18 protein-coding genes are annotated in these 22,538 nt (G+C 71.5%); 2 read left to right on the forward strand and 16 right to left on the reverse strand.

The window, feature by feature from the left end:
* Positions 1-5: 5 nt before the first annotated feature.
* Positions 6-824 (reverse strand): HAD family hydrolase, encoded by an 819-nt coding sequence (locus ACWCV3_RS04135; protein WP_451217990.1) that lies wholly within the window; start codon positions 822-824, stop codon positions 6-8.
* A 124-nt stretch (positions 825-948) separates the two neighbouring features.
* Complete coding sequence (locus ACWCV3_RS04140; protein WP_451217993.1) at positions 949-2,220, reverse strand: carboxylate--amine ligase; 1,272 nt, start codon at positions 2,218-2,220, stop codon at positions 949-951.
* Between the two features lie 245 nt (positions 2,221-2,465).
* Between ACWCV3_RS04140 and fahA the strand changes: the two genes are divergently transcribed.
* Together fahA and ACWCV3_RS04150 are read left to right on the forward strand one after the other, a co-directional pair.
* Positions 2,466-3,692 (forward strand): fumarylacetoacetase, encoded by a 1,227-nt coding sequence (gene fahA, locus ACWCV3_RS04145; RefSeq protein WP_451218241.1) that lies wholly within the window; start codon positions 2,466-2,468, stop codon positions 3,690-3,692.
* A gap of 163 nt (positions 3,693-3,855) precedes the next feature.
* A complete protein-coding gene (locus ACWCV3_RS04150; RefSeq protein WP_451217996.1) occupies positions 3,856-4,794 on the forward strand; it encodes a M56 family metallopeptidase in 939 nt (312 codons plus the stop codon).
* Between the two features lie 9 nt (positions 4,795-4,803).
* Here ACWCV3_RS04150 and recQ read toward each other — a convergent pair whose 3' ends face one another.
* From recQ to ACWCV3_RS04220, 14 genes are all read right to left on the reverse strand, one after another.
* The gene (recQ, locus tag ACWCV3_RS04155; RefSeq protein WP_451217999.1) at positions 4,804-6,810 is read right to left on the reverse strand and encodes a DNA helicase RecQ; all 2,007 of its coding nucleotides are present in this window, start codon (positions 6,808-6,810) and stop codon (positions 4,804-4,806) included.
* A gap of 149 nt (positions 6,811-6,959) precedes the next feature.
* A complete protein-coding gene (gene nuoN, locus ACWCV3_RS04160) occupies positions 6,960-8,609 on the reverse strand; it encodes an NADH-quinone oxidoreductase subunit NuoN (RefSeq protein WP_451218002.1) in 1,650 nt (549 codons plus the stop codon).
* Positions 8,606-10,177 (reverse strand): NADH-quinone oxidoreductase subunit M, encoded by a 1,572-nt coding sequence (locus ACWCV3_RS04165; RefSeq protein ID WP_451218004.1) that lies wholly within the window; start codon positions 10,175-10,177, stop codon positions 8,606-8,608. Before ACWCV3_RS04165 ends, nuoN begins: the two co-directional genes overlap by 4 nt.
* Before the next feature lie 14 nt (positions 10,178-10,191).
* Positions 10,192-12,087, reverse strand: coding sequence for an NADH-quinone oxidoreductase subunit L (nuoL, locus tag ACWCV3_RS04170; RefSeq protein ID WP_451218007.1), 1,896 nt, complete (start codon positions 12,085-12,087; stop codon positions 10,192-10,194).
* Positions 12,088-12,102: 15 nt separating this feature from the next.
* Positions 12,103-12,402, reverse strand: a complete 300-nt coding sequence (gene nuoK, locus ACWCV3_RS04175; RefSeq protein WP_030742982.1) for an NADH-quinone oxidoreductase subunit NuoK — start codon at positions 12,400-12,402, stop codon at positions 12,103-12,105.
* Complete coding sequence (locus tag ACWCV3_RS04180) at positions 12,399-13,241, reverse strand: NADH-quinone oxidoreductase subunit J (RefSeq protein ID WP_451218010.1); 843 nt, start codon at positions 13,239-13,241, stop codon at positions 12,399-12,401. The genes nuoK and ACWCV3_RS04180 overlap by 4 nt, the downstream gene beginning before the upstream one ends.
* The gene (gene nuoI / locus ACWCV3_RS04185; protein ID WP_451218013.1) at positions 13,238-13,867 is read right to left on the reverse strand and encodes an NADH-quinone oxidoreductase subunit NuoI; all 630 of its coding nucleotides are present in this window, start codon (positions 13,865-13,867) and stop codon (positions 13,238-13,240) included. The genes ACWCV3_RS04180 and nuoI overlap by 4 nt, the downstream gene beginning before the upstream one ends.
* Positions 13,860-15,221: an NADH-quinone oxidoreductase subunit NuoH gene (gene nuoH, locus ACWCV3_RS04190; RefSeq protein WP_451218015.1), complete on the reverse strand. Its 1,362-nt coding sequence runs from the start codon at positions 15,219-15,221 to the stop codon at positions 13,860-13,862. Before nuoH ends, nuoI begins: the two co-directional genes overlap by 8 nt.
* Positions 15,218-17,722, reverse strand: a complete 2,505-nt coding sequence (locus ACWCV3_RS04195) for an NADH-quinone oxidoreductase subunit G (RefSeq protein WP_451218018.1) — start codon at positions 17,720-17,722, stop codon at positions 15,218-15,220. Before ACWCV3_RS04195 ends, nuoH begins: the two co-directional genes overlap by 4 nt.
* On the reverse strand, positions 17,719-19,068 hold the full coding sequence (gene nuoF, locus ACWCV3_RS04200) for an NADH-quinone oxidoreductase subunit NuoF (protein WP_451218021.1): 1,350 nt from the start codon (positions 19,066-19,068) through the stop codon (positions 17,719-17,721). Before nuoF ends, ACWCV3_RS04195 begins: the two co-directional genes overlap by 4 nt.
* Positions 19,068-19,925 carry an NADH-quinone oxidoreductase subunit NuoE gene (nuoE, locus tag ACWCV3_RS04205; RefSeq protein WP_451218024.1) on the reverse strand — a complete coding sequence of 286 codons (858 nt, stop codon included), beginning with the start codon at positions 19,923-19,925 and terminating at the stop codon, positions 19,068-19,070. Before nuoE ends, nuoF begins: the two co-directional genes overlap by 1 nt.
* Complete coding sequence (locus ACWCV3_RS04210; RefSeq protein ID WP_451218027.1) at positions 19,922-21,244, reverse strand: NADH-quinone oxidoreductase subunit D; 1,323 nt, start codon at positions 21,242-21,244, stop codon at positions 19,922-19,924. Before ACWCV3_RS04210 ends, nuoE begins: the two co-directional genes overlap by 4 nt.
* On the reverse strand, positions 21,241-21,975 hold the full coding sequence (locus ACWCV3_RS04215; RefSeq protein WP_451218030.1) for an NADH-quinone oxidoreductase subunit C: 735 nt from the start codon (positions 21,973-21,975) through the stop codon (positions 21,241-21,243). Before ACWCV3_RS04215 ends, ACWCV3_RS04210 begins: the two co-directional genes overlap by 4 nt.
* On the reverse strand, positions 21,972-22,526 hold the full coding sequence (locus ACWCV3_RS04220) for a NuoB/complex I 20 kDa subunit family protein (RefSeq protein ID WP_364817752.1): 555 nt from the start codon (positions 22,524-22,526) through the stop codon (positions 21,972-21,974). Before ACWCV3_RS04220 ends, ACWCV3_RS04215 begins: the two co-directional genes overlap by 4 nt.
* Positions 22,527-22,538 lie beyond the last annotated feature (12 nt).

A 22,538-nucleotide genomic window follows, 5' to 3' on the forward strand; every position in this document is an offset into this window, starting at 1 on the left:
CGGCTTCAGGGGGCGAACAGGCGCTCCAGGACGACGGCCACCCCGTCCTCCTCGTTGGAGAGGGTGACCTCGTCGGCGACCGCCTTCAGTTCCGGGTGGGCGCCGGCCATCGCGACGCCGTGGGCCGCCCACCGGAACATGGGGATGTCGTTCGGCATGTCACCGAAGGCGACGGTGTCCGCGCCGCCGAGGCCCAGATGCCCGGCGGCCAGCGCGAGACCGGTCGCCTTGGTGATCCCGCAGGGCTGCAGCTCGACCGTGCCGGGGCCCGACATGGTGACCGTGGCCAGCGAGCCGACGACCGAGCGGGCGGTGGCCGCCAGTTCGTCGTCGGACAGCCGGTCGTGGCGCAGCAGGACCTTGCTGATCGGCGCCCGCCAGAGCTGCTCGCGCCGCTCCACCCGTACCGCGGGCAGGGTCGGATGCGGCATCCGGTAGCCGGCCTCGATCAGGGTCAGCCCGTCGACGCCGTCCTGGTCGGCGGCCGCGTGCACCTGGCCGACCTCGGCCTCGATCTTGCCGAGCGCGGTCTCGGCCAGTTCCCGGTCCAGCTGGACCGACCACAGCAGGGCGCCGGTGGCGGCGTCGTACACCTGGGCACCCTGCGCGCACACCGCGAGACCGGTACCGCCGAGCGCGGCCAGCAGGGGGCGCACGCGGGGCGCGGGACGGCCCGTCACCACCAGGTGCCGGGCCCCGGCCCGTGCCGCCTCCGCGAGCGCGGCGAGCGATCTGGCGGAGACCGTGTCGTCACCGCGCAGGAGCGTCCCGTCCAGGTCGGTGGCGATGAGCGAGGGACGGAAGAGAGGGGATGGAGCGGCCATGATCAGAGAATACGGATCACCCGTCCTCCCGATTCACCACCCCGATAACGGAGTTGACGCCGCTCAGCTCCGCGCGCCCGCAAACGGGCGGCGGCCGGCACGCCGTGCGGGTGCGTGACCCCGCCTACTTCGCGGGCCGCGCGGGGCCGCCGCCCCGGCGGCTGGTCCGCCAGAGCTGGTACAGGTGCTTGGCGCCGGGGCGGCCGAAGCGGGCGAGCATCGTGAGGAACGGCATCGGGTCGTCGCCCGCCAGCCACGCCAGCTCCGTGCCCTCGGCACGTACGGGGGCGGACGGCGTGGTGTAGCCACTGCGCCGGTAGGCGAGCAGCGCGGGCAGGTCGATGTTCTCCACGACGAAACGCCGCCCGGCCCGCTGCTCCCCCTCGGGGACGGCCCGGCCGGTGAGGTTCAGGTGCAGGGCCCGTACGACGTCCACGCCCGACTCGCTCTCGAAGAGCCGGAACTGGGCGCCCATCCGGGGGTTGAAGTCCAGCAGCTTGTACTGGCCGTCGCGGCGGTCGAAGCGCAGGTCGAGGTCGACGACGCCGGCGAAGCCGAGCTGCTTGACGAACCTCGTCGCCAGATCGGCGAGTTCGGGGTTGTCGACGACGTAGGCGTGGGCCGTCATGCCCGCGTGCGGGGGCCAGGAGCGGACCTTGACCCCGGTGAAGACGGCGAGCGGGTTCGCGTCCGCGTCGAAGCAGGCGTGCACGATCCAGTCCTCGGCCGCCTCCCTCGGCAGGTACTCCTGGAGGATCACACCGGGGTCGTCGCCCCAGTCGCGGGCGAGGGCCAGCAGAGCGGAGCGGCTGCCGATCCGGGTGGTGCCGCCCACGGCGGGGCGGCTGCGCCGGACGAACGCCTCCCGGTTCTTGGCCACCACCGGGAACAGCGCCTCGTCGGCGAAGGCCACGACCTCGTCGTACGAGGACGGGAAGACGGTCGCGGGGCTCGCGACGCCGTGCTCCTCGCACAGCTCGTGCAGTCCCTGCTTGCTGGCCAGCCGCCTCGGCAGGGCCGGGTCGACGGGCGGGAAGAGGAAGGCGCCGCACAGCTCGTCCTGGTGCTCGGCGATCAGTACGGCCGCTTCCTCGTCGGTCGGGATCAGCACGGCGGGGCGGCCGATGCGGCGGCCGATCCGGCGCAGCCCCTCCACCAGGTGCTCCGGCTCCTCCGCGCCGGTGGTCGGCCAGACGAAGGCCCGCTCCAGATAGCGGGAGGCCGCGGCCGGGGTGTACGGGTCCTCGGTGACGGCGTACATCGGCACACCCAGCCGGCCGAGGCTGCGGATCGCGCCGACACCGCCGTGGTGCAGCGGATATCCGCCGAACTTGACTATCAGGCCCGGCACTTCGCAGTCCGCCTCGACGGGCGCGCCAAAGCGTCTTCCGGCCACGGGTCCCCCCACGTGTCTCCGCTTCGGACCGGACCCACCCCGTCCGTGTCCCCCGGAGGACGCTAAGCCGGAACACTTCCCTCCGACAAGTGCTATTCGGGCATTGCGAACTCTTTAGACACGGCTCCCGCCGGCCGCCGCGCCCTGCCCAACACACCGCTTCCGGCCGTAACGTGTGGCCCGACGCTATGGATCATCAACCCAGGCCGAAGCGGATGAGAGTGAGGCAGCACCCCATGCCCCCCGTGCCACCGTTCGACGTTCCCGAGGGCGACCCCTTCGGTCCGCACAACCTTCCCTATGGCGTGTTCTCGCCCGCCGACCACACCGACGGCACCGGTCGCCGGGTCGGTGTCCGGCTCGGCGACCACGTCCTGGACGCGGGCGGCGCCGCCCGCGCGCTGGACTTCCCGCACGCGGACCTGCTCACCGCGCCGAACCTCAATGCGCTGCTGGCCGCCGGGCCCGCCGTCTGGTCCGAGGTGCGCGCGGCCCTCACCGGGTGGGTCACGCTGCCCGCGCACCGGGCTGCCGTCGAGCCCCACTTCCACGAGCTGTCGCAGGTCGCCCTGCACCTGCCCTTCGAGGTGGCCGACTACGTCGACTTCTACGCCTCCGAGCACCACGCCCGCAACGTCGGCCAGATCTTCCGCCCCGACTCCCCCGACCCACTCACCCCCAACTGGAAGCACCTGCCGATCGGTTACCACGGCCGTGCGGGCACGATCGTGGTATCCGGCACCGATGTGGTCCGCCCCCGCGGCCAGCGCAAGGCCCCCGCCGACCCGGCACCGGTCTTCGGACCCTCGATCCGGCTGGACATCGAGGCGGAGGTCGGCTTCGTGGTGGGCGTGCCCTCCGCGCAGGGCACGCCGGTCCCGCTGACCGGGTTCCGGGACCACGTCTTCGGTCTCTGCCTGCTCAACGACTGGTCCGCGCGCGACATCCAGGCGTGGGAGTACGTGCCCCTCGGGCCCTTCCTCGGCAAGTCCTTCGCCACCTCGGTCTCGGCGTGGATCACCCCGCTGGCCGCGCTGGAGGACGCGCGGGTGGCCCCGCCCGAGCGCACCCACCCGCTGCTGCCCTACCTCGACGACTCCGCACCCGGCGTCGAGCCCGGCGGCTACGACCTGCGGATCTCCGTCGCCGTCAACGGCCAGGTGGTGGCCGAGCCGCCCTTCTCCACCATGTACTGGACCGCCGCCCAGCAGCTCGCCCACCTCACGGTGAACGGTGCCTCGCTGCGCACCGGCGACCTCTACGCCTCGGGCACGGTCAGCGGTCCCGGTCAGGGGCAGCGGGGGTCGCTGCTGGAGCTGACCTGGAACGGCCGTGACCCGCTCGATCTCGCCGACGGCAAGCGGGCGTTCCTGGAGGACGGGGACGTGGTGACCCTCACGGCGTGGGCACCGGGGAAGGACGGGGGACGGATCGGGCTGGGCGAGGTCGAGGGCCGGATCGCCGGCGGCTGAGGCGGGGCCGGATGCAGGGGCGGGTGTGCGGCCGTACGCCTGTCTTCGGCGGGCGCGGGCCGTCATACTGGCGGTGTACGCAACAGGCGGCCCGCACCCTGCTCCGCGGCGGGCCGCGCACCCTTCCGACCAGGCACGTCCGACCAGGAACCGGAGCCCCGGCATGACCGTCTGCCTGCTCCTGCTGACCGTCCTCGCCCTGGCCGCCGCCGTACCGGCGCCCCGGGCGCTGACCCGTGCCGCGTGGCCGGAGCGGGAGCCGGTGGTGGCGCTCTGGGTGTGGCAGTGCCTGGTCGCCACGGTGCTGCTGTGCTGCCTGACCGCGCTGGTCCTGGGCGCGGCGGCCGTCTTCCACACCGTCCGCGACCACGTCTTCGCCCCGGCCCCGCCCGCCGTGACCGCCGCCTACGACCTGTCGGCCGCACCGGCCTGGGCCGCCGCCCTGACCCTGCTGCTGGCCGCCGGCGCGGCCTGGACCACGGCGATGCTGGGCCGCGAGCTGACCGAGGCGCGGCGGCGGCGCGGGGTGGCCCGCGCGCAGCTGCGGGAGCGGGCTCCGGACCTGCCCGGCGGGCTGCCGCCGGCGCGTGGTCCGCTGCTGGTGCTGGAGGACGAGTACCCGGACGCCTGGTGGATGCCCGGCCATCCGGCGCAGCTGGTGGTGACCACGGGCGCGCTGCAGCGGCTCACCGGGCACCAGGTCGACGCGGTGCTCACCCATGAGCGCGGGCACGCCCGCGCCCACCACGACTGGCTGCTGCATCTGTCCAGCGCGCTCGCCACGGGCTTTCCGCGCATCCCGCTCTTCGCCCACTTCTGCGACCAGACGCACCGGCTGGTGGAGCTGGCCGCCGACGACGCCGCCTCGCGGCGCTGCGGGCACGTCACCACCGCGCTGGCGCTGATCGAGCTGAACCAGCACCGGGGTGTGCTGTCCTGCGCCTCCAGCCGCCGGCTGCTCGGGGAGCGGGTCGACCGGCTGCTGGAGCCACCGCCCCGGCTGCCGCGCGGACACCGGGCACTGACCGCGGCCGTGGCGGCGCTGGTGCCGTTGCTGCCGCTGCTGATCACGTTCGCGCCGGGGCTGACGGCGCTGGCCTAGACCCGCCGGTCAGGACCAGTCGGGCTCCTCCTCGCCCTCGGGCCAGTGCAGGTCGGGGGAATCGGCGACGGGCGCCGGGACGGGGCCGGCCGGGGCCTTCGGTGCCGCTTCCGGGGCGCCGGCAGGGGACGACTGGGCCTCCAGCACCGCCAGCACCCCCTCGCCGTACGTGGCGAGCTTCTTCTCGCCGACCCCGTTCAGCGTGCCCAGCTCGGCCACCGAGCGGGGGCGGCTGCCGGCGATCTCGCGGAGCGTGGCGTCGTGGAAGATGACGTACGCCGGGACGCCCTGCTCCTTCGCCTGCTCCGCGCGCCAGGCGCGCAGCGCCTCGAAGACGGGGACCAGCTCGGCGGGCAGCTCGGCCGCCGCCGCCCTGCTCTTGCGGTCGCCCCGGCCGGCGGCCCGGGCCGTGGTCGGGCGCTTGGGCTCCTTGCGCAGCGGCACCTCGCGCTCGCGGCGCAGCACCTCGCCGCTGGCCTCGGTGAGCACCAGCGTGCCGTACTCCCCCTCCACGGCCAGCAGCCCCTGCGCCAGCAACTGCCGCACCACGCCACGCCATTCGCCCTCGGCGAGGTCATCGCCGATGCCGAAGACGGAGAGCTGGTCGTGGTCGAACTGGATCACCTTGGCGGTGCGTTTGCCGAGCAGGATGTCCACGATCTGCACGGTGCCGAACTTCTGGCCGCGCTCGCGCTGCAGCCGCACCACGGTGGAGAGGACCTTCTGCGCGGCCACCGTGCCGTCCCAGGTCTCGGGCGGGGTGAGACAGGTGTCGCAGTTGCCGCAGCCGTCCTCGGCGGGGTCCTGGCCGAAGTAGGCGAGGAGCTGGCCCCGGCGGCACCGGACGGTCTCGCACAGGGCGAGCATCGCGTCCAGGTGGGAGGCGGCCCGGCGGCGGAACGCCTCGTCCCCCTCGCCGGACTGGATCAGCTTGCGCTGCTGCACGACGTCGTTCAGGCCGTACGCCATCCACGCCGTGGAGGGCAGTCCGTCGCGGCCCGCGCGGCCGGTCTCCTGGTAGTAGCCCTCGATGGACTTGGGCAGGTCGAGGTGGGCGACGAAGCGGACGTCGGGCTTGTCGATGCCCATGCCGAAGGCGATGGTGGCGACGACCACCAGGCCCTCCTCGCGCAGGAACCGGGACTGGTGCCGGGCGCGCGTGGCCGCGTCCAGACCCGCGTGGTACGGGACGGCCGCGATGCCGCCCGCGGTGAGGAACTCGGCGGTGCGCTCGACGGAGTTGCGGGAGAGGCAGTAGACGATGCCGGCGTCGCCCGCGTGCTCCTCTCGGAGGAAGGCGAGGAGCTGCTTCTTCGGGTCGGCCTTGGGGACGATGCGGTACTGGATGTTGGGGCGGTCGAAGCTGGCGACGAAGTGCCGGGCCTCGGGGAGGTTCAGCCGCTGGGTGATCTCCTGGTGGGTGGCGCGGGTGGCCGTAGCCGTCAGGGCGATCCGGGGCACGTCCGGCCAGCGCTCGCCGAGCAGCGAGAGGTTCAGGTAGTCGGGGCGGAAGTCGTGGCCCCACTGGGAGACGCAGTGCGCCTCGTCGATGGCGAAGACGGAGATCCTGCCGCGGGAGAGCAGGTCGAGCGTGGCCTCCACGCGCAGCCGCTCCGGGGCCAGGTAGAGCAGGTCCAGCTCACCGGCGAGGAACTCGGCCTCCACCGTGCGGCGCTCGTCGAAACCTTGCGTGGAGTTAATGAACCCCGCCCGCACGCCCAGCGCGCGCAGCGCGTCCACCTGGTCCTGCATGAGCGCGATCAGCGGCGAGACCACCACACCGGTGCCCGGCCTGACCAGCGCCGGGATCTGGTAGCACAGGGACTTGCCGCCACCGGTCGGCATGAGCACCAGCGCGTCCCCGCCGGCCACCACATGCTCGATGACCGCTTCCTGCTCCCCCCGGAACGCGTCGTATCCGAACACCCGGTGCAGCGTGGCCAGCGCCTCACTCCGGTCCGCGCCCGGCCCCTCGGTCACCACTGCCATCTCGCCGATCCCACCTGTCCCACTCATCGCCACGCCGTGCGCCGCACCTCGACCACCGCCTCCACCATAGGCGCCGCCACGGACAGCCCCTGGAGTTATCCACAATCCAGACAGACCGGACCCGTACACACCGCTGCCCGGCACCCCCGAAGGAGCACCGGGCAGCCGGGGCCGGGTCAGCGGACGAACACCCCCGCGCTCCCCGCCAGGTCCAGGAAGTACTGGGGCGCCACACCCAGGACCACCGTGACCGCCACGCCCACCGCGATGGCGGTCATGGTCAGCGGGGACGGGACCGCGACCGTGGGGCCGTCGGGCTGGGGATCGCTGAAGAACATGAGGACGATGACACGGATGTAGAAGAAGGCGGCGATGGCCGAGGAGATGACACCGACCACGACCAGAGGCGCCGCTCCGCCCTCCGCCGCCGCCCGGAAGACCGCGAACTTACCCGCGAAGCCGCTGGTCAGCGGGATACCGGCGAAGGCGAGCAGGAAGACGGCGAAGACCGCGGCGACCAGCGGTGAGCGGCGGCCGAGACCCGCCCACTGGGAGAGGTGCGTCGCCTCGCCGCCCGCGTCGCGGACCAGGGTGACCACGGCGAAGGCGCCGATCGTCACGAAGGAGTACCCGGCGAGGTAGAAGAGGACCGCCGAGACCCCGTCCTCCGTCGTCGCGATCACACCGGCGAGGATGAAGCCCGCGTGCGCGATGGACGAGTACGCCAGCAGCCGCTTGATGTCGGTCTGGGTGATGGCGACGATCGCGCCGCCCAGCATGGTGACGATCGCCACGCCCCACATCACCGGCCGCCAGTCCCAGCGCAGCCCCGGCAGCACCACGTACAGCAGCCGCAGCAGCGCGCCGAACGCGGCCACCTTGGTCGCGGCCGCCATGAAGCCGGTCACCGGGGTCGGGGCGCCCTGGTACACGTCCGGGGTCCACATGTGGAACGGCACCGCGCCCACCTTGAACAGCAGGCCCATCACCAGCAGCGCCATGCCGATCAGCAGCAGTGCGTCGTTGCCCATGGTGTCCGCGAGCGCCGGATCGACCCCGCTGACCGTGCCGTCCACGACCTGCGCGATGCGCGCGTAGGACACCGAGCCCGCGTAGCCGTACAGCAGGGCGATGCCGAACAGGGTGAACGCCGAGGCGAACGCGCCCAGCAGGAAGTACTTGACCGCGGCCTCCTGCGACATCAGCCGCTTGCGGCGGGCCAGCGCGCACAGCAGGTACAGCGGCAGGGAGAGCACCTCCAGGGCGACGAACAGCGTCAGCAGGTCGTTCGCCGCCGGGAAGACCAGCATGCCCGCGACCGCGAAGAGCAGCAGCGGGAACACCTCGGTGGTGGTGAACCCGGCCTTCACCGCCGCCCGCTCACCCTCACCGCCCGGCACGGAGGCGGCCTGCGCCGCGAAGGAGTCGACCCGGTTGCCGTGCGCCGCCGGGTCGAGCCGGCGCTCGGCGAAGGTGAACAGGCCGACCAGCGCGGCCAGCAGGATCGTGCCCTCCAGGAACAGCGCCGGTCCGTCCATCGCGACCGCGCCCATGGCCGCGATGTGCGCCTTGGTGGTGCCGTACCCGCCCGCCGCGAGCGCGACGACCGCGGCGAAGGCGGCGCACAGCGCCACGGCGGAGACGAACACCTGGGCGTGGTAGCGGGAGCGGCGCGGCACGAACGCCTCGACGAGCACCCCGATGAGGGCGGCGCCGAAGACGATCAGCGTCGGCGACAGTTGTCCGTATTCGATCTTCGGCGCGTCGATCTTCGAGATCGGATCGGCCGCCGTTGTCCACAGGCTGTGGACGGCTGCTGCGCTCACTTGGCCGCCTCCACCGCGGGCTTGGGGTCCTTCTGCTGGACATCGGACATGGTCTGCTTGACCGCCGGGTCGACGATGCCGGTCAGCGGCTTCGGATAGACGCCGAGGAGGACCAGCAGCACGATCAGCGGCGCGACCACCAGCACCTCACGCGCCTTCAGGTCGGGCATCGCCGAGACCTCCGGCTTCACCGGCCCGGTCATCGTGCGCTGGTACAGCACCAGCGTGTACAGCGCGGCCAGCACGATGCCGACCGTGGCGATGATCCCGATCACCGGGTACCGGCTGAAGGTGCCGACCAGCACCAGGAACTCGCTGACGAACGGCGCCAGTCCGGGCAGCGAGAGGGTCGCCAGGCCGCCGATCAGGAAGGTGCCGGCGAGCACCGGGGCGACCTTCTGCACGCCGCCGTAGTCCGCGATGAGCCGGGAGCCGCGCCGGGAGATCAGGAAGCCCGCGACCAGCATCAGCGCGGCCGTCGAGATGCCGTGGTTGACCATGTAGAGGGTGGCGCCGGACTGGCCCTGGGTCGTCATGGCGAAGATCCCCATGACGATGAAGCCGAAGTGCGAGATAGACGCGTACGCCACCAGCCGCTTGATGTCCCGCTGGCCGACCGCGAGCAGCGCCCCGTAGACGATGCTGATCAGCGCGAGGACGAGGATCACCGGCGTCGCCCACTTCGAGGCCTCCGGGAAGAGCTGGAGGCAGAAGCGGAGCATGGCGAAGGTGCCGACCTTGTCGACCACCGCCGTGATGAGGACGGCGACCGGCGCGGTGGACTCCTGCATGGCGTTGGGCAGCCAGGTGTGCAGCGGCCACAGCGGCGCCTTCACCGCGAAGGCGAAGAAGAAGCCGAGGAACAGCCACCGTTCGGTGCTGGTCGCCATGGTCAGCGAGCCGTCGGCCCGTGCCTGGACGATCTCCTGGAGGCTGAAGCTCCCGGCGACCACGTACAGCCCGATCACCGCGGCCAGCATGATCAGACCGCCGGCCAGGTTGTAGAGGAGGAACTTCACGGCCGCGTACGACCGCTGGGTGGACGCGGCCTCCTCGCCCTGGCTGTGGGCCCGGTCCCCGAAGCCGCCGATGAGGAAGTACATCGGGATCAGCATGGCTTCGAAGAAGATGTAGAAGACGAAGACGTCGGTCGCCTCGAAGGAGATGATCACCATCGCCTCGACGGCCAGGATCAGCGCGAAGAAGCCCTGCGTGGGCCGCCACCGCCTGCTGCCCGTCTCCAGGGGGTCGGCGTCGTGCCACCCCGCCAGCACGATGAACGGCATCAGCAGCGCGGTCAGCCCGACCAGGGCCACCGCGATGCCGTCCACGCCCAGTTCGTAGCGCACCCCGAAGTCCCTGATCCAGGAGTGGGACTCGGTGAGCTGGTAGCGGGCGCCGTCCGGGTCGAAGCGGACGAGGACGACGATCGCGAGCGCGAGCGTGGCCAGGGAGACCACCAGGGCCAGCCACTTGGCGGCGGTGCGCTGCCGGGCCGGCACGGCGGCCGTGGCCACCGCTCCCAGCGCCGGGAGCGCGGCTGTCGCGGTCAGCAGGGGAAACGACATCGAAGCCATCGGTATCAAACCGCCCTCATCAGCAGCGTCGCGGCGACCAGGAGGGCCGCGCCGCCGAACATCGAGACCGCGTAGGAGCGGACGAAGCCGTTCTGGACACGGCGCAGCCGGCCGGACAGGCCGCCGAATCCGGCCGCCGAGCCGTTGACGACACCGTCGACCAGGGTGTGGTCGACGTAGACCAGCGAGCGCGTCAGGTGCTCGCCGCCGCGCACCAGCACGACGTGGTTGAAGTCGTCCTGGTACAGGTCGCGCCGGGCGGCGCGGGTGAGCACGGAGCCGCGCGGGGCGACGGCGGGTACGGGCTTGCGGCCGTACTGCGCCCAGGCCAGGGCCACGCCGACGACCAGGCAGACCATGGTGGCCCCGGTGACGGTGAGGGCGCTCAGCGGGGAGTGGCCCTCGCTGTGCCCGGTGACCGGCTCCAGCCAGTGCAGGAAGCGGTCGCCCACGTCGAAGAAGGCACCGCCGGCCACCGAGCCGACGGCCAGCACGACCATCGGGATCGTCATGGTCCGCGGCGACTCGTGCGGGTGCGGTTCACGACCCTCGGCATCGGGCTGCCAGCGCTTCTCGCCGAAGAACGTCATCAGCATCACGCGGGTCATGTAGAACGCGGTGATCGCCGCGCCCAGCAGGGCCACCCCGCCGAGGATCCAGCCCTCGGTGCCGCCCTTGGCGAAGGCCGCCTCGATGATCTTGTCCTTGGAGAAGAAGCCGGACAGGCCCGGGAAGCCGATGATCGCGAGGTAGCCGAGGCCGAAGGTGACGAAGGTGATCGGCATGTACTTCCGCAGGCCGCCGTACCTGCGCATGTCGACCTCGTCGTTCATGCCGTGCATCACCGAACCGGCGCCGAGGAACAGCCCGGCCTTGAAGAAGCCGTGGGTGACCAGGTGCATGATCGCGAAGACGTACCCGATCGGGCCGAGACCGGCCGCGAGGACCATGTAGCCGATCTGCGACATGGTCGAGCCGGCCAGCGCCTTCTTGATGTCGTCCTTGGCGCAACCGACGATCGCGCCGAACAGCAGCGTGACCCCGCCGACGACGGTGACCACGAGCTGCGCGTCCGGCGCGCCGTTGAAGATCGCCGCGGAGCGGACGATGAGGTAGACGCCCGCCGTGACCATGGTGGCCGCGTGGATGAGGGCCGAGACCGGGGTCGGGCCCTCCATCGCGTCCCCGAGCCAGGACTGGAGCGGCACCTGGGCGGACTTGCCGCACGCGGCGAGCAGCAGCATCAGGCCGATCGCGGTGAGGCGGCCCTCGGACGCGTCACCCGCGTGCTCCAGGACGGGACCGAAGGCGAAGGTGCCGAAGGTGGTGAACATCAGCATGATCGCGACGGACAGGCCCACGTCACCGACCCGGTTGACCAGGAACGCCTTCTTCGCCGCGGTCGCGGCGCTGGGCTTGTGCTGCCAGAAGCCGATCAGCAGGTACGAGGCGAGACCCACGCCCTCCCAGCCGACGTACAGCAGCAGGTAGTTGTCGGCGAGGACCAGCAGGAGCATCGCCGCGAGGAACAGGTTGAGGTAGCCGAAGAAGCGGCGGCGCCGCTCGTCGTGCTCCATGTACCCGATGGAGTACAGGTGGATCAGCGAGCCGACGCCCGTGATCAGCAGCACGAACGTCATCGACAGCTGGTCGAGCCGCAGGGTGACGTCGGCCTGGAAGCCGCCGACCGGGATCCAGCTCCACAGGTGCTGGATCCAGGTGCGGTGTTCGCCGTCCTTGCCGAGGAGCCCGGCGAAGAGGACCAGGCCGACGGCGAAGGAGGCGGTCGACAGCAGGGTGCCGACCCAGTGGCCGACGGCGTCGAGGCGCCGGCCGCCGAGCAGGAGCACGACGGCTCCGAGCAGGGGCGCCGCGATGAGCAGCGCGATCAGGTTCTCCACGATTCTTCCGACCCCTTACAGCTTCATCAGGCTGGCGTCGTCGACCGAGGCCGAGTGGCGGGTGCGGAACAGCGACACGATGATCGCCAGGCCCACCACGACCTCCGCGGCGGCGACGACCATCGTGAAGAACGCGATGATCTGGCCGTCGAGGTTGCCGTGCATCCGGGAGAAGGTGACGAAGGCGAGGTTGCAGGCGTTGAGCATCAGCTCCACGCACATGAACACCACGATCGCGTTCCGCCGGATCAGCACGCCGGTGGCGCCGATGGTGAACAACAGGGCCGCGAGATAGAGGTAGTTGACGGGGTTCACTGCGCCGCGTCCTCCGTCCGCTTGAAGGTGGCCGGTCCGTTCTCCGTGCGCTCCAGGCGGTCCTCGGCGCGCTGTTCCAGCGCCTTGAGGTCGCCGAGGGCCTGGGCGGAGACGTCCCGGATCTGACCGCGTTCGCGCAGCGTCCGGCTGACGCTCAGCTCGGCGGGGGTGCCGTCGGGCAGCAGGCCCGCGATGTCCACCGCGTTGTGCCGGGCGTAGACGCCGGGGGCGGGCAGCGGGGGGACGTTCTTGTTCTCGCGGACGCGCTGGGCGGCCAGCTCGCGCTGGGTCCTGGCCCGTTCGGTGCGCTCGCGGTGGGTGAGCACCATGGCGCCGATCGCGGCGGTGATCAGCAGGGCGCCGGTCAGCTCGAAGGCGAAGACGTACTTGGTGAAGATGAGGGTCGCCAGCCCCTCCACGTTGCCGCCCGCGTTGGCCTGGCCGGTGCCGTTGAACCGGGTGAGCGAGGCGTTGGCGATGCCGCCCAGCAGCAGGACGCCGAAGCCGAGCCCGCAGAGCAGGGCCAGCCAGCGTTGTCCCCTGATGGTCTCCTTCAGCGAGTCCGCCGCGGTCACGCCGACGAGCATCACCACGAAGAGGAAGAGCATCATGATCGCGCCCGTGTAGACGACGATCTGCACGATCCCGAGGAAGTAGGCGCCGTTGGCGAGGTAGAACACCGCCAGAATGATCATGGTCCCGGCGAGACAGAGCGCGCTGTGCACCGCGCGCCGCATCAGGACGGTGCACAGGGCGCCGATCACCGCGACGCTGCCGAGGATCCAGAACTGGACCGCCTCACCGGTGGAGGTCGAGTACGCGGCGAGCTGTGCGCTCATGCCCCCGCCTCCTTCTCCTCTGCCGCGCCCGAAGCGCTTGCAGATTGATGCAGTTCGCCCTTGGAGACGGCCACTTGGCGGACCGTGCCGGGGGCGGCCTCGGTCACCAGTCCGCGGTAGTAGTCCTGTTCGTCGGTGCCGGGGAAGATCGAGTGCGGGGAGTCGACCATGCCCTCGTCCAGGCCGGCGAGCAACTGCTCCTTGGTGTAGATGAGGTTGGCCCGGCTGGAGTCGGCCAGCTCGAACTCGTTGGTCATCGTGAGCGCGCGGGTGGGGCACGCCTCGATGCACAGCCCGCACAGGATGCAGCGGGCGTAGTTGATCTGGTAGACGCGGCCGTACCGCTCGCCCGGCGAGTAGCGCTCCTCGTCGGTGTTGTCGGCGCCCTCGACGTAGATGGCGTCGGCGGGGCAGGCCCAGGCGCACAGCTCGCAGCCGACGCACTTCTCCAGGCCGTCCGGATGGCGGTTGAGCTGGTGCCGTCCGTGGAAGCGGGGAGCGGTGGTCTTCTTCTGCTCCGGGTACTGCTCGGTCAGCCGCTTCTTGAACATGGCCTTGAAGGTCACGGCGAAGCCGGCCACGGGATTCTGGAAACCGGGTGCGGTCTCCTTCGGCTCCTCAGCCATCGGACGCCTCCTTTCCATCCGAAGTTCCGTCATTGACACTCTCCGTTCCGCCACTGGCGATCAGCTCCCGCTCCTGACGCGGACGGCGCCTGGGCACCGCGGGCAACTGCTGCCCGGGCAGCGGCGGTACGGGGAATCCGCCCGCCAGCGGATCGAACGCGGGCTGTGCGGCCTGCTGTTCGGCGGCCTTGGCCTTGTCGCGGAACATGTCGGCGACGAAGGAGATCAGCAGCAGGGCCAGCACCCCGCCGCCCACGTAGAGCGCGATGTCGGCGAAGTCGTAGTTCTCGTTGCGCAGCACCCGCACGGTCGCCACCAGCATCAGCCAGACCACCGAGACCGGGATCAGGACCTTCCAGCCGAGCTTCATGAGCTGGTCGTAGCGGACACGGGGGAGCGTGCCGCGCAGCCAGATGAAGAAGAACAGCAGCAGCTGGACCTTGATGACGAACCAGAGCATCGGCCACCAGCCGTGGTTGGCGCCCTCCCAGAAGGTGCTGATGGGCCAGGGGGCCCGCCAGCCGCCGAGGAACAGGGTGGCCGTCACCGCGGACACCGTCACCATGTTCATGTACTCGGCGAGCATGAACAGCGCGAACTTGATCGACGAGTACTCGGTGTTGAAGCCGCCGACCAGGTCGCCCTCGGACTCCGGCATGTCGAAGGGGGCGCGGTTCGTCTCGCCCACCATCGTGATCACGTAGAGGATGAAGGAGACCGGCAGCAGCAGGATGTACCAGCGGTCGTGCTGCTGTTCCACGATGGCGGAGGTCGACATCGACCCCGAGTAGAGGAACACCGAGGCGAACGCGGCGCCCATCGCGATCTCGTACGAGATCATCTGGGCGCAGCTGCGCAGCCCGCCCAGGAGCGGGTAGGTCGAGCCGGAGCTCCAGCCGGCCAGCACGATGCCGTAGATGCCGATCGAGGCGACGGCCAGGATGTACAGCATCGCGATCGGCAGGTCGGTGAGCTGCATCGTGGTGCGGTGGCCGAAGATCGAGATCTCGTTGCCGGACGGGCCGAAGGGGATCACCGCGATCGCCATGCAGGCCGGGATGACCGCGACGATCGGCGCGAGGACGTAGATCACCTTGTCCGCGCGCTTGACGACGACGTCCTCCTTCAGCATGAGCTTCACGCCGTCGGCGAGCGACTGGAGCATGCCCCAGGGGCCGTGCCGGTTGGGGCCGATGCGCAGCTGCATCCAGGCGACGACCTTGCGCTCCCAGACGATGGACAGCAGCACCGTCAGCATCAGGAACGCGAAGCAGAACACCGCCTTGACGACGACCAGCCACCAGGGGTCGCGGCCGAACAGCGAGAGGTCTTCAGCGGCGAGGAACGGGCTCATCCTCGAACCTCCTTGGGGGCCTCGTCGGCGTGTGCCGCCGGGCCGATACGGACGAGGGAGCCCGGCCGGGCCCCGGTGTCGGAGGCGACGCCCCGGCCGGCCGAGTCGAGCGGGAGCCAGACCACCCGGTCGGGCATCTCCGTGACCTCCAGCGGGAACTCGGTCGTCCCGGCGGGACCGGTGACGGCGAGCGCGTCGCCGTCCTCGACGCCCGCCTCGGCGGCCGTGGCCGCGGACACGCGCGCGTGGGCGGCGTGCCGGGTGCCGGCCAGCGCCTCGTCGCCCTGCTGCATTACGCCGAGGTCGAGCAGGAGCCGGTGTCCGGCGAGCACGGCCTCCCCGGCCGCCGGGCGGGGCAGTGCGGCGCCGCTGTGCAGCGGGTCGGCCGCGGTGCCCCCGGTCCAGCCGCCGAGCCGGTCGATCTCCGCGCGGGTGGTGCGCAGGTCCGGCAGGCCCAGGTGGACGTCCATGGCGTCGGCCAGCATCTGCAGGACGCGGGCGTCGGCCGGGGCGAGCCGGCGGGTCATCTGGTCGGGCTTGAGCGCGGCCTCGAAGAAGCGGACCCGGCCCTCCCAGTTGAGGAAGGTGCCCGTCTTCTCGACCACCGCGGCGACCGGCAGCACCACGTCGGCGCGCTCGGTGACCTCGCTGGGCCGCAGTTCCAGCGAGACCAGGAAGCCGACGCTGTCGAGCGCCTCACGCGCGCGTGCCGGGTCGGGCAGGTCGGCGACCTCCACCCCGGCGACGAGCAGCGCGGACAGCTCGCCGGCGGCCGCGGCCTCCACGATCTGCTGGGTGTCGCGGCCGTGGCGGGCGGGGAGTTCGGCCAGCCCCCAGGCGGCGGCGACCTCCTCCCGCGCGCGGGGGTCGGTGGCCGGGCGGCCGCCCGGCAGCAGCGTGGGCAGCGCGCCCGCCTCGACGGCGCCGCGCTCCCCCGCGCGCCGGGGAATCCACACCAGGCGGGCGCCGGTCGCGGCCGCCGCGCGGGTGGCGGCCGTCAGGCCGCCCGCGACGCCGGCGAGCCGCTCGCCGACCACGATCACGGCACCCTCGGCGCGCAGCGCCTCGGCCGCCCCGGTGCCGGCCTCCTCCAGGCCGACCCCGCCGGCCAGCGCGTCCAGCCACTCGGGTTCGGTGCCGGGCGCGGCCGGCAGCAGCGTGCCGCCCGCCTTGGTCAGACCCCGGGTGGCGTGCGTGGCCAGGGCGTACACCTTCTGGCCGCGCTTGCGCCACGCCTTGCGCAGCCGGAGGAAGACGCCGGGGGCCTCCTCCTCGGCCTCGAACCCCACCAGCAGCACGGCGGGCGCCTGCTCCAGGGAGGTGTACGTGACCCCGGTGCCGTCGAGGTCACGGCCCCGGCCGGCCACCCGCGCGGCCAGGAAGTCGGCCTCCTCGCCGCTGTGCGCACGGGCGCGGAAGTCGATGTCGTTGGTGTCGAGCGCCACCCGCGCGAACTTGCTGTACGCGTAGGCGTCCTCGACGGTCAGCCGCCCCCCGGTGAGCACACCGGCGCGGGAACGGGCGGCGCCCAGGCCCCGCGCGGCCGCGTCCAGCGCCTCCGGCCAGGAGGCGGGCTCCAGCACGCCCTCGGTGTTGCGGACCAGCGGGGTGTCGAGCCGGTCCCGCGACTGGGCGTAGCGGAACGCGAACCGGCCCTTGTCGCAGATCCAGTCCTCGTTGACCTCCGGGTCGTTGGCGGCGAGCCGCCGCATGACCTTGCCGCGCCGGTGGTCGGTACGGGTGGCGCAGCCGCCCGAGCAGTGCTCGCACACCGACGGCGAGGAGATCAGGTCGAAGGGGCGCGACCGGAACCGGTAGGCGGCCGAGGTGAGCGCGCCGACCGGGCAGATCTGGATGGTGTTGCCGGAGAAGTACGACTCGAACGGGTCGCCCTCACCGGTGCCGACCTGCTGGAGCGCGCCCCGCTCGATCAGCTCGATCATCGGGTCGCCCGCGACCTGGTTGGAGAACCGGGTGCAGCGGGCGCACAGCACGCACCGCTCGCGGTCGAGCAGCACCTGGGTGGAGATCGGGAGCGGCTTGGCGTAGGTGCGCTTGCGGCCCTCGAAGCGGGACTCGGCGTTGCCGTGCGACATGGCCTGGTTCTGCAGCGGGCACTCGCCGCCCTTGTCGCAGACCGGGCAGTCCAGCGGGTGGTTGATGAGCAGCAGCTCCATCACGCCGTGCTGCGCCTTCTCGGCGACCGGCGAGGTGAGCTGGGTCTTCACCACCATGCCGTCGGTGCAGGTGATGGTGCAGGACGCCATCGGCTTGCGCTGGCCCTCCACCTCCACGATGCACTGGCGGCAGGCGCCGGCCGGGTCCAGCAGGGGGTGGTCGCAGAAGCGCGGGATCTCGATGCCGAGCTGTTCGGCGGCCCGGATGACCAGGGTGCCCTTGGGCACGCTGATCCCGATGCCGTCGATCGTCAGCGAGACGAGGTCCTCCGGCGGGACCGCCGCCTGCCCCCCGCCTGAGGGGGCATTCGTGGTCACGGTCATGCGTTCACCTCCGGGCGGTCCGCCCAGGCCGTCGACTTGGCCGGGTCGAAGGGGCAGCCCCGGCCCGTGATGTGCTGCTCGTACTCCTCGCGGAAGTACTTCAGCGAGGAGAAGATCGGCGAGGCCGCGCCGTCGCCCAGGGCGCAGAAGGACTTGCCGTTGATGTTGTCGGCGATGTCGCCCAGCTTGTCGAGGTCGCCCGCCGAGCCCTTGCCCGCCTCGATGTCCCGCAGCAGCTGCACCAGCCAGTACGTCCCTTCGCGGCAGGGCGTGCACTTGCCGCAGGACTCGTGGGCGTAGAACTCGGTCCAGCGGGTGACCGCCCGCACCACGCAGGTGGTCTCGTCGAAGCACTGGAGCGCCTTGGTGCCGAGCATGGAACCGGCGGCGCCGACGCCCTCGTAGTCGAGGGGGACGTCGAGGTGTTCGTCGGTGAACATCGGGGTGGAGGAGCCGCCCGGGGTCCAGAACTTCAGCCGGTGGCCGGGGCGCATGCCGCCGCTCATGTCGAGCAGCTGGCGCAGGGTGATGCCGAGCGGCGCCTCGTACTGGCCGGGGCTGGCGACGTGCCCGCTGAGCGAGTACAGGGTGAAGCCGGGCGACTTCTCACTGCCCATCGAGCGGAACCACTCCTTGCCCTGGTGCATGATCGCGGGGACCGAGGCGATCGACTCGACGTTGTTCACCACGGTGGGGCAGGCGTAGAGGCCCTCGACGGCCGGGAAGGGGGGCCGCAGCCGCGGCTGGCCCCGGCGGCCCTCGAGCGAGTCCAGCAGCGCGGTCTCCTCACCGCAGATGTAGGCGCCCGCGCCCGCGTGCACGGTGAGTTCGAGGTCGAGTCCGCTGCCGAGGACGTCCGTGCCGAGGAACCCGGCCTCGTACGCCTCGCGCACCGCCTCGTGCAGGCGGCGCAGGACGGGGACGACCTCGCCGCGCAGGTAGATGAAGGCGTGCGAGGAGCGGATCGCGTAGCAGGCGATCACGATGCCCTCGATCAGGCTGTGCGGGTTGGCGTAGAGGAGCGGGATGTCCTTGCAGGTGCCGGGCTCGGACTCGTCGGCGTTGACGACGAGGTAGTGCGGCTTGCCGTCGCCCTGCGGGATGAACTGCCACTTCATGCCGGTCGGGAAGCCCGCGCCGCCGCGGCCGCGCAGGCCGGATTCCTTGACGTAGGCGATCAGGTCGTCGGGGGCCATGGCGAGCGCCTTGCGCAGGCCCTCGTAGCCGTCGTGCCGCCGGTAGACGTCCAGCGTCCAGGAGCGGTCCTCGTCCCAGAAGGCCGAGAGCACGGGGGCGAGCAGCTTCTCGGGGCTGGTGCCGTCCTTGACGTCGGTGACCACGGTCATCACTCCCCCTCCTCTGCGGTCGGTCCGGACGGGTGCGCCGGGTCGGAGGCCGAGGTGTCGACCGGGTCGTGGGAGCTGAGCCGCTCGGCGGGCGAGGGCTCGTGCACCGGCTCCTCGCGCGGGGCCGCGTCGCGCGGGTGGACCACGCGCGCCGGCTGGGTCTCGCCCTTGGCCAGGCGCAGGCCGACCAGGGAGGCGTGGCCCGCGCTGCCGCCCTCCTCGACGGCGCCGGGACGCTCGTCGGGGAAGCCGGCCAGGATGCGGGCGGTCTCCTTGAAGGTGCACAGCCGCGCGCCGCGCGTGGGCTCCACGGGCTGCCCGGCGCGCAGGTCGTCGACGAGGCGGGTGGCGCTGGCCGGGGTCTGGTTGTCGAAGAACTCCCAGTTGACCATCACCACCGGCGCGTAGTCGCAGGCCGCGTTGCACTCGATGTGCTCCAGGGTGACCTTGCCGTCGCCGGTGGTCTCGCCGTTGCCGACGCCGAGGTGCTCCTGGAGGGTCTCGAAGATGGCGTCGCCGCCCATGACCGCGCACAGGGTGTTGGTGCAGACGCCCACCTGGTAGTCGCCGGAGGGGCGGCGCCGGTACATGGAGTAGAAGGTGGCGACCGCGGTGACCTCGGCGGTGGTCAGCCCCAGCACGTCGGCGCAGAACCTCATGCCGGTCCGGGTGACGTGGCCGTCCTCGGACTGCACGAGGTGCAGCAGCGGCAGCAGGGCGGATCGGGAGTCGGGGTAGCGCGCGATCACCTCGCGCGCGTCCGCCTCCAGCCGGGCCCGGACGTCGTCCGGGTAGGCGGGCGGGGGCAGTTCCGGCATGCCCAGGCCGACGCCCCGCTCGGAAGAAGAGGTGGTCACCGGTCGACGCCTCCCATCACGGGGTCGATGGACGCCACGGCCACGATGACGTCGGCGACCTGGCCGCCCTCGCACATCGCCGCCATGGCCTGGAGATTGGTGAAGGACGGGTCGCGGAAGTGGACCCGGAAGGGGCGGGTGCCGCCGTCGGAGACGGCGTGCACGCCGAGTTCGCCCTTGGGTGACTCCACGGCCGCGTACGCCTGGCCCGGCGGGACCCGGAAGCCCTCGGTGACCAGCTTGAAGTGGTGGATCAGGGCCTCCATGGAGGTACCCATGATCTTCTTGATGTGGTCCAGGGAGTTGCCGAGCCCGTCCGGGCCGAGCGCGAGCTGCGCGGGCCAGGCGATCTTCTTGTCGGCGACCATGACCGGGCCCGGCTGGAGCCGGTCCAGGCACTGCTCGATGATCCTGAGCGACTGGCGCATCTCCTCCAGCCGGATGAGGAAGCGGCCGTAGGAGTCGCAGGTCTCGGCGGTCGGGACGTCGAAGTCGTAGGTCTCGTAACCGCAGTACGGCTGCGCCTTGCGCAGGTCGTGCGGCAGGCCCGTGGAGCGCAGGATCGGACCGGTGGCGCCGAGTGCCATGCAGCCGGCCAGGTCGAGGTGGCCGACGTCCTGCATACGGGCCTTGAAGATGGGGTTGCCGGTGGCGAGCTTGTCGTACTCCGGGAGGTTCTTCCTCATCTTCCTGACGAACTCGCGGATCTGGTCGACCGCGCCGGGCGGCAGGTCCTGTGCGAGGCCGCCGGGGCGGATGTACGCGTGGTTCATCCGCAGGCCGGTGATCAGCTCGTAGATGTCGAGGATCATCTCCCGGTCGCGGAACCCGTAGATCATGATCGTGGTGGAGCCCAGCTCCATACCGCCGGTGGCGATGCACACCAGGTGCGAGGAGAGCCGGTTCAGCTCCATCAGGAGCACCCGGATGATGTCGGTCCGCTCGGTGATCTGGTCCTCGATGCCGAGCAGCTTCTCGACGGCGAGGCAGTAGGCGGTCTCGTTGAAGAAGGACGTCAGGTAATCCATCCGCGTGACGAAGGTGGTGCCCTGCGTCCACGTGCGGTACTCGAGGTTCTTCTCGATTCCGGTGTGCAGATAGCCGATGCCGCAGCGGGCCTCGGTGACCGTCTCGCCCTCGATCTCCAGGATGAGCCGCAGCACTCCGTGGGTGGACGGGTGCTGCGGACCCATGTTGACGACGATGCGCTCGTCGTCCGCCCTGGCCGCGGACTGGACGACCTCGTCCCAGTCGCCGCCGGTGACCGTGTAGACGGTCCCCTCGGTGGTCTCGCGCGCTGACGCGTGGGAAGTGCTCACGAGTACGACCTCCGCTGGTCCGGAGCCGGGATCTGGGCGCCCTTGTACTCGACGGCGATGCCGCCGAGGGGATGGTCCTTGCGCTGCGGGTGGCCCTGCCAGTCGTCCGGCATCATGATCCGGGTGAGGGCCGGGTGGCCGTCGAAGACGATCCCGAAGAAGTCGTACGTCTCGCGCTCGTGCCAGTCGTTGGTCGGATAGACCGCGACCAGGGACGGGATGCGCGGGTCGGCGTCGGGGGCGCTGACCTCCAGCCGGATCAGCCGGTTGTGGGTGATCGAGCGCAGGTGGTAGACGGCGTGCAGCTCGCGGCCCTTGTCGCCCGGGTAGTGCACCCCGCTGACGCCGGTGCACAGCTCGAAGCGGAGCGCCGGGTCGTCGCGCAGGGTGCGGGCGACGCGGACCAGGTGCTCGCGCTCGATGTGGAAGGTCAGCTCGCCGCGGTCGACGACGGTGCGCTCGACGGCGTTCTCCGGGAGCAGGCCCTGCTCCTCCAGCGCGCCCTCCAGCTCGTCGGCGACCTCGTCGAACCAGCCGCCGTAGGGGCGGCTCGCCGCGCCGGGGAGCCTGATCGAGCGGACCAGGCCGCCGTAACCGGAGGTGTCGCCGCCGTTGTCGGCGCCGAACATCCCGCGCTGGACGCGGATCTCCTCGCCGCCCTGGCCGCGCTGGCCGGGGAGGTTGGAGGCGGAGAGGTCCTTCTCCGGGTTCACGCCGTTGTCGTCGCTCACCGCAGCAGCCCCTTCATCTCGATCGTGGGCAGTGCCTTGAGCGCGGCTTCCTCGGCCTCGCGGGCGGCCGCCTCGGCGTTGACGCCGAGCTTCCCGCCCTGGATCTTCTGGTGGAGCTTGAGGATCGCGTCCATCAGCATCTCGGGGCGGGGCGGGCAGCCGGGGAGGTAGATGTCGACCGGCACGATGTGGTCGACGCCCTGGACGATCGCGTAGTTGTTGAACATGCCGCCCGAGGACGCGCAGACGCCCATGGAGATGACCCACTTCGGGTTGGGCATCTGGTCGTAGACCTGCCGCAGCACCGGCGCCATCTTCTGGCTGACCCGGCCCGCGACGATCATCAGGTCGGCCTGGCGCGGTGAGCCGCGGAAGACCTCCATGCCGAAGCGGGCGAGGTCGTAGCGTCCGGCGCCGGTGGTCATCATCTCGATGGCGCAGCAGGCGAGTCCGAAGGTGGCCGGGAAGACGGACGCCTTGCGCACCCAGCCCGCGGCCTGCTCGACGGTGGTCAGCAGAAAGCCGCTCGGCAGCTTTTCTTCGAGTCCCATGACTTAAAGGCC

The organism is Streptomyces sp. NPDC001781 (assembly GCF_053596035.1).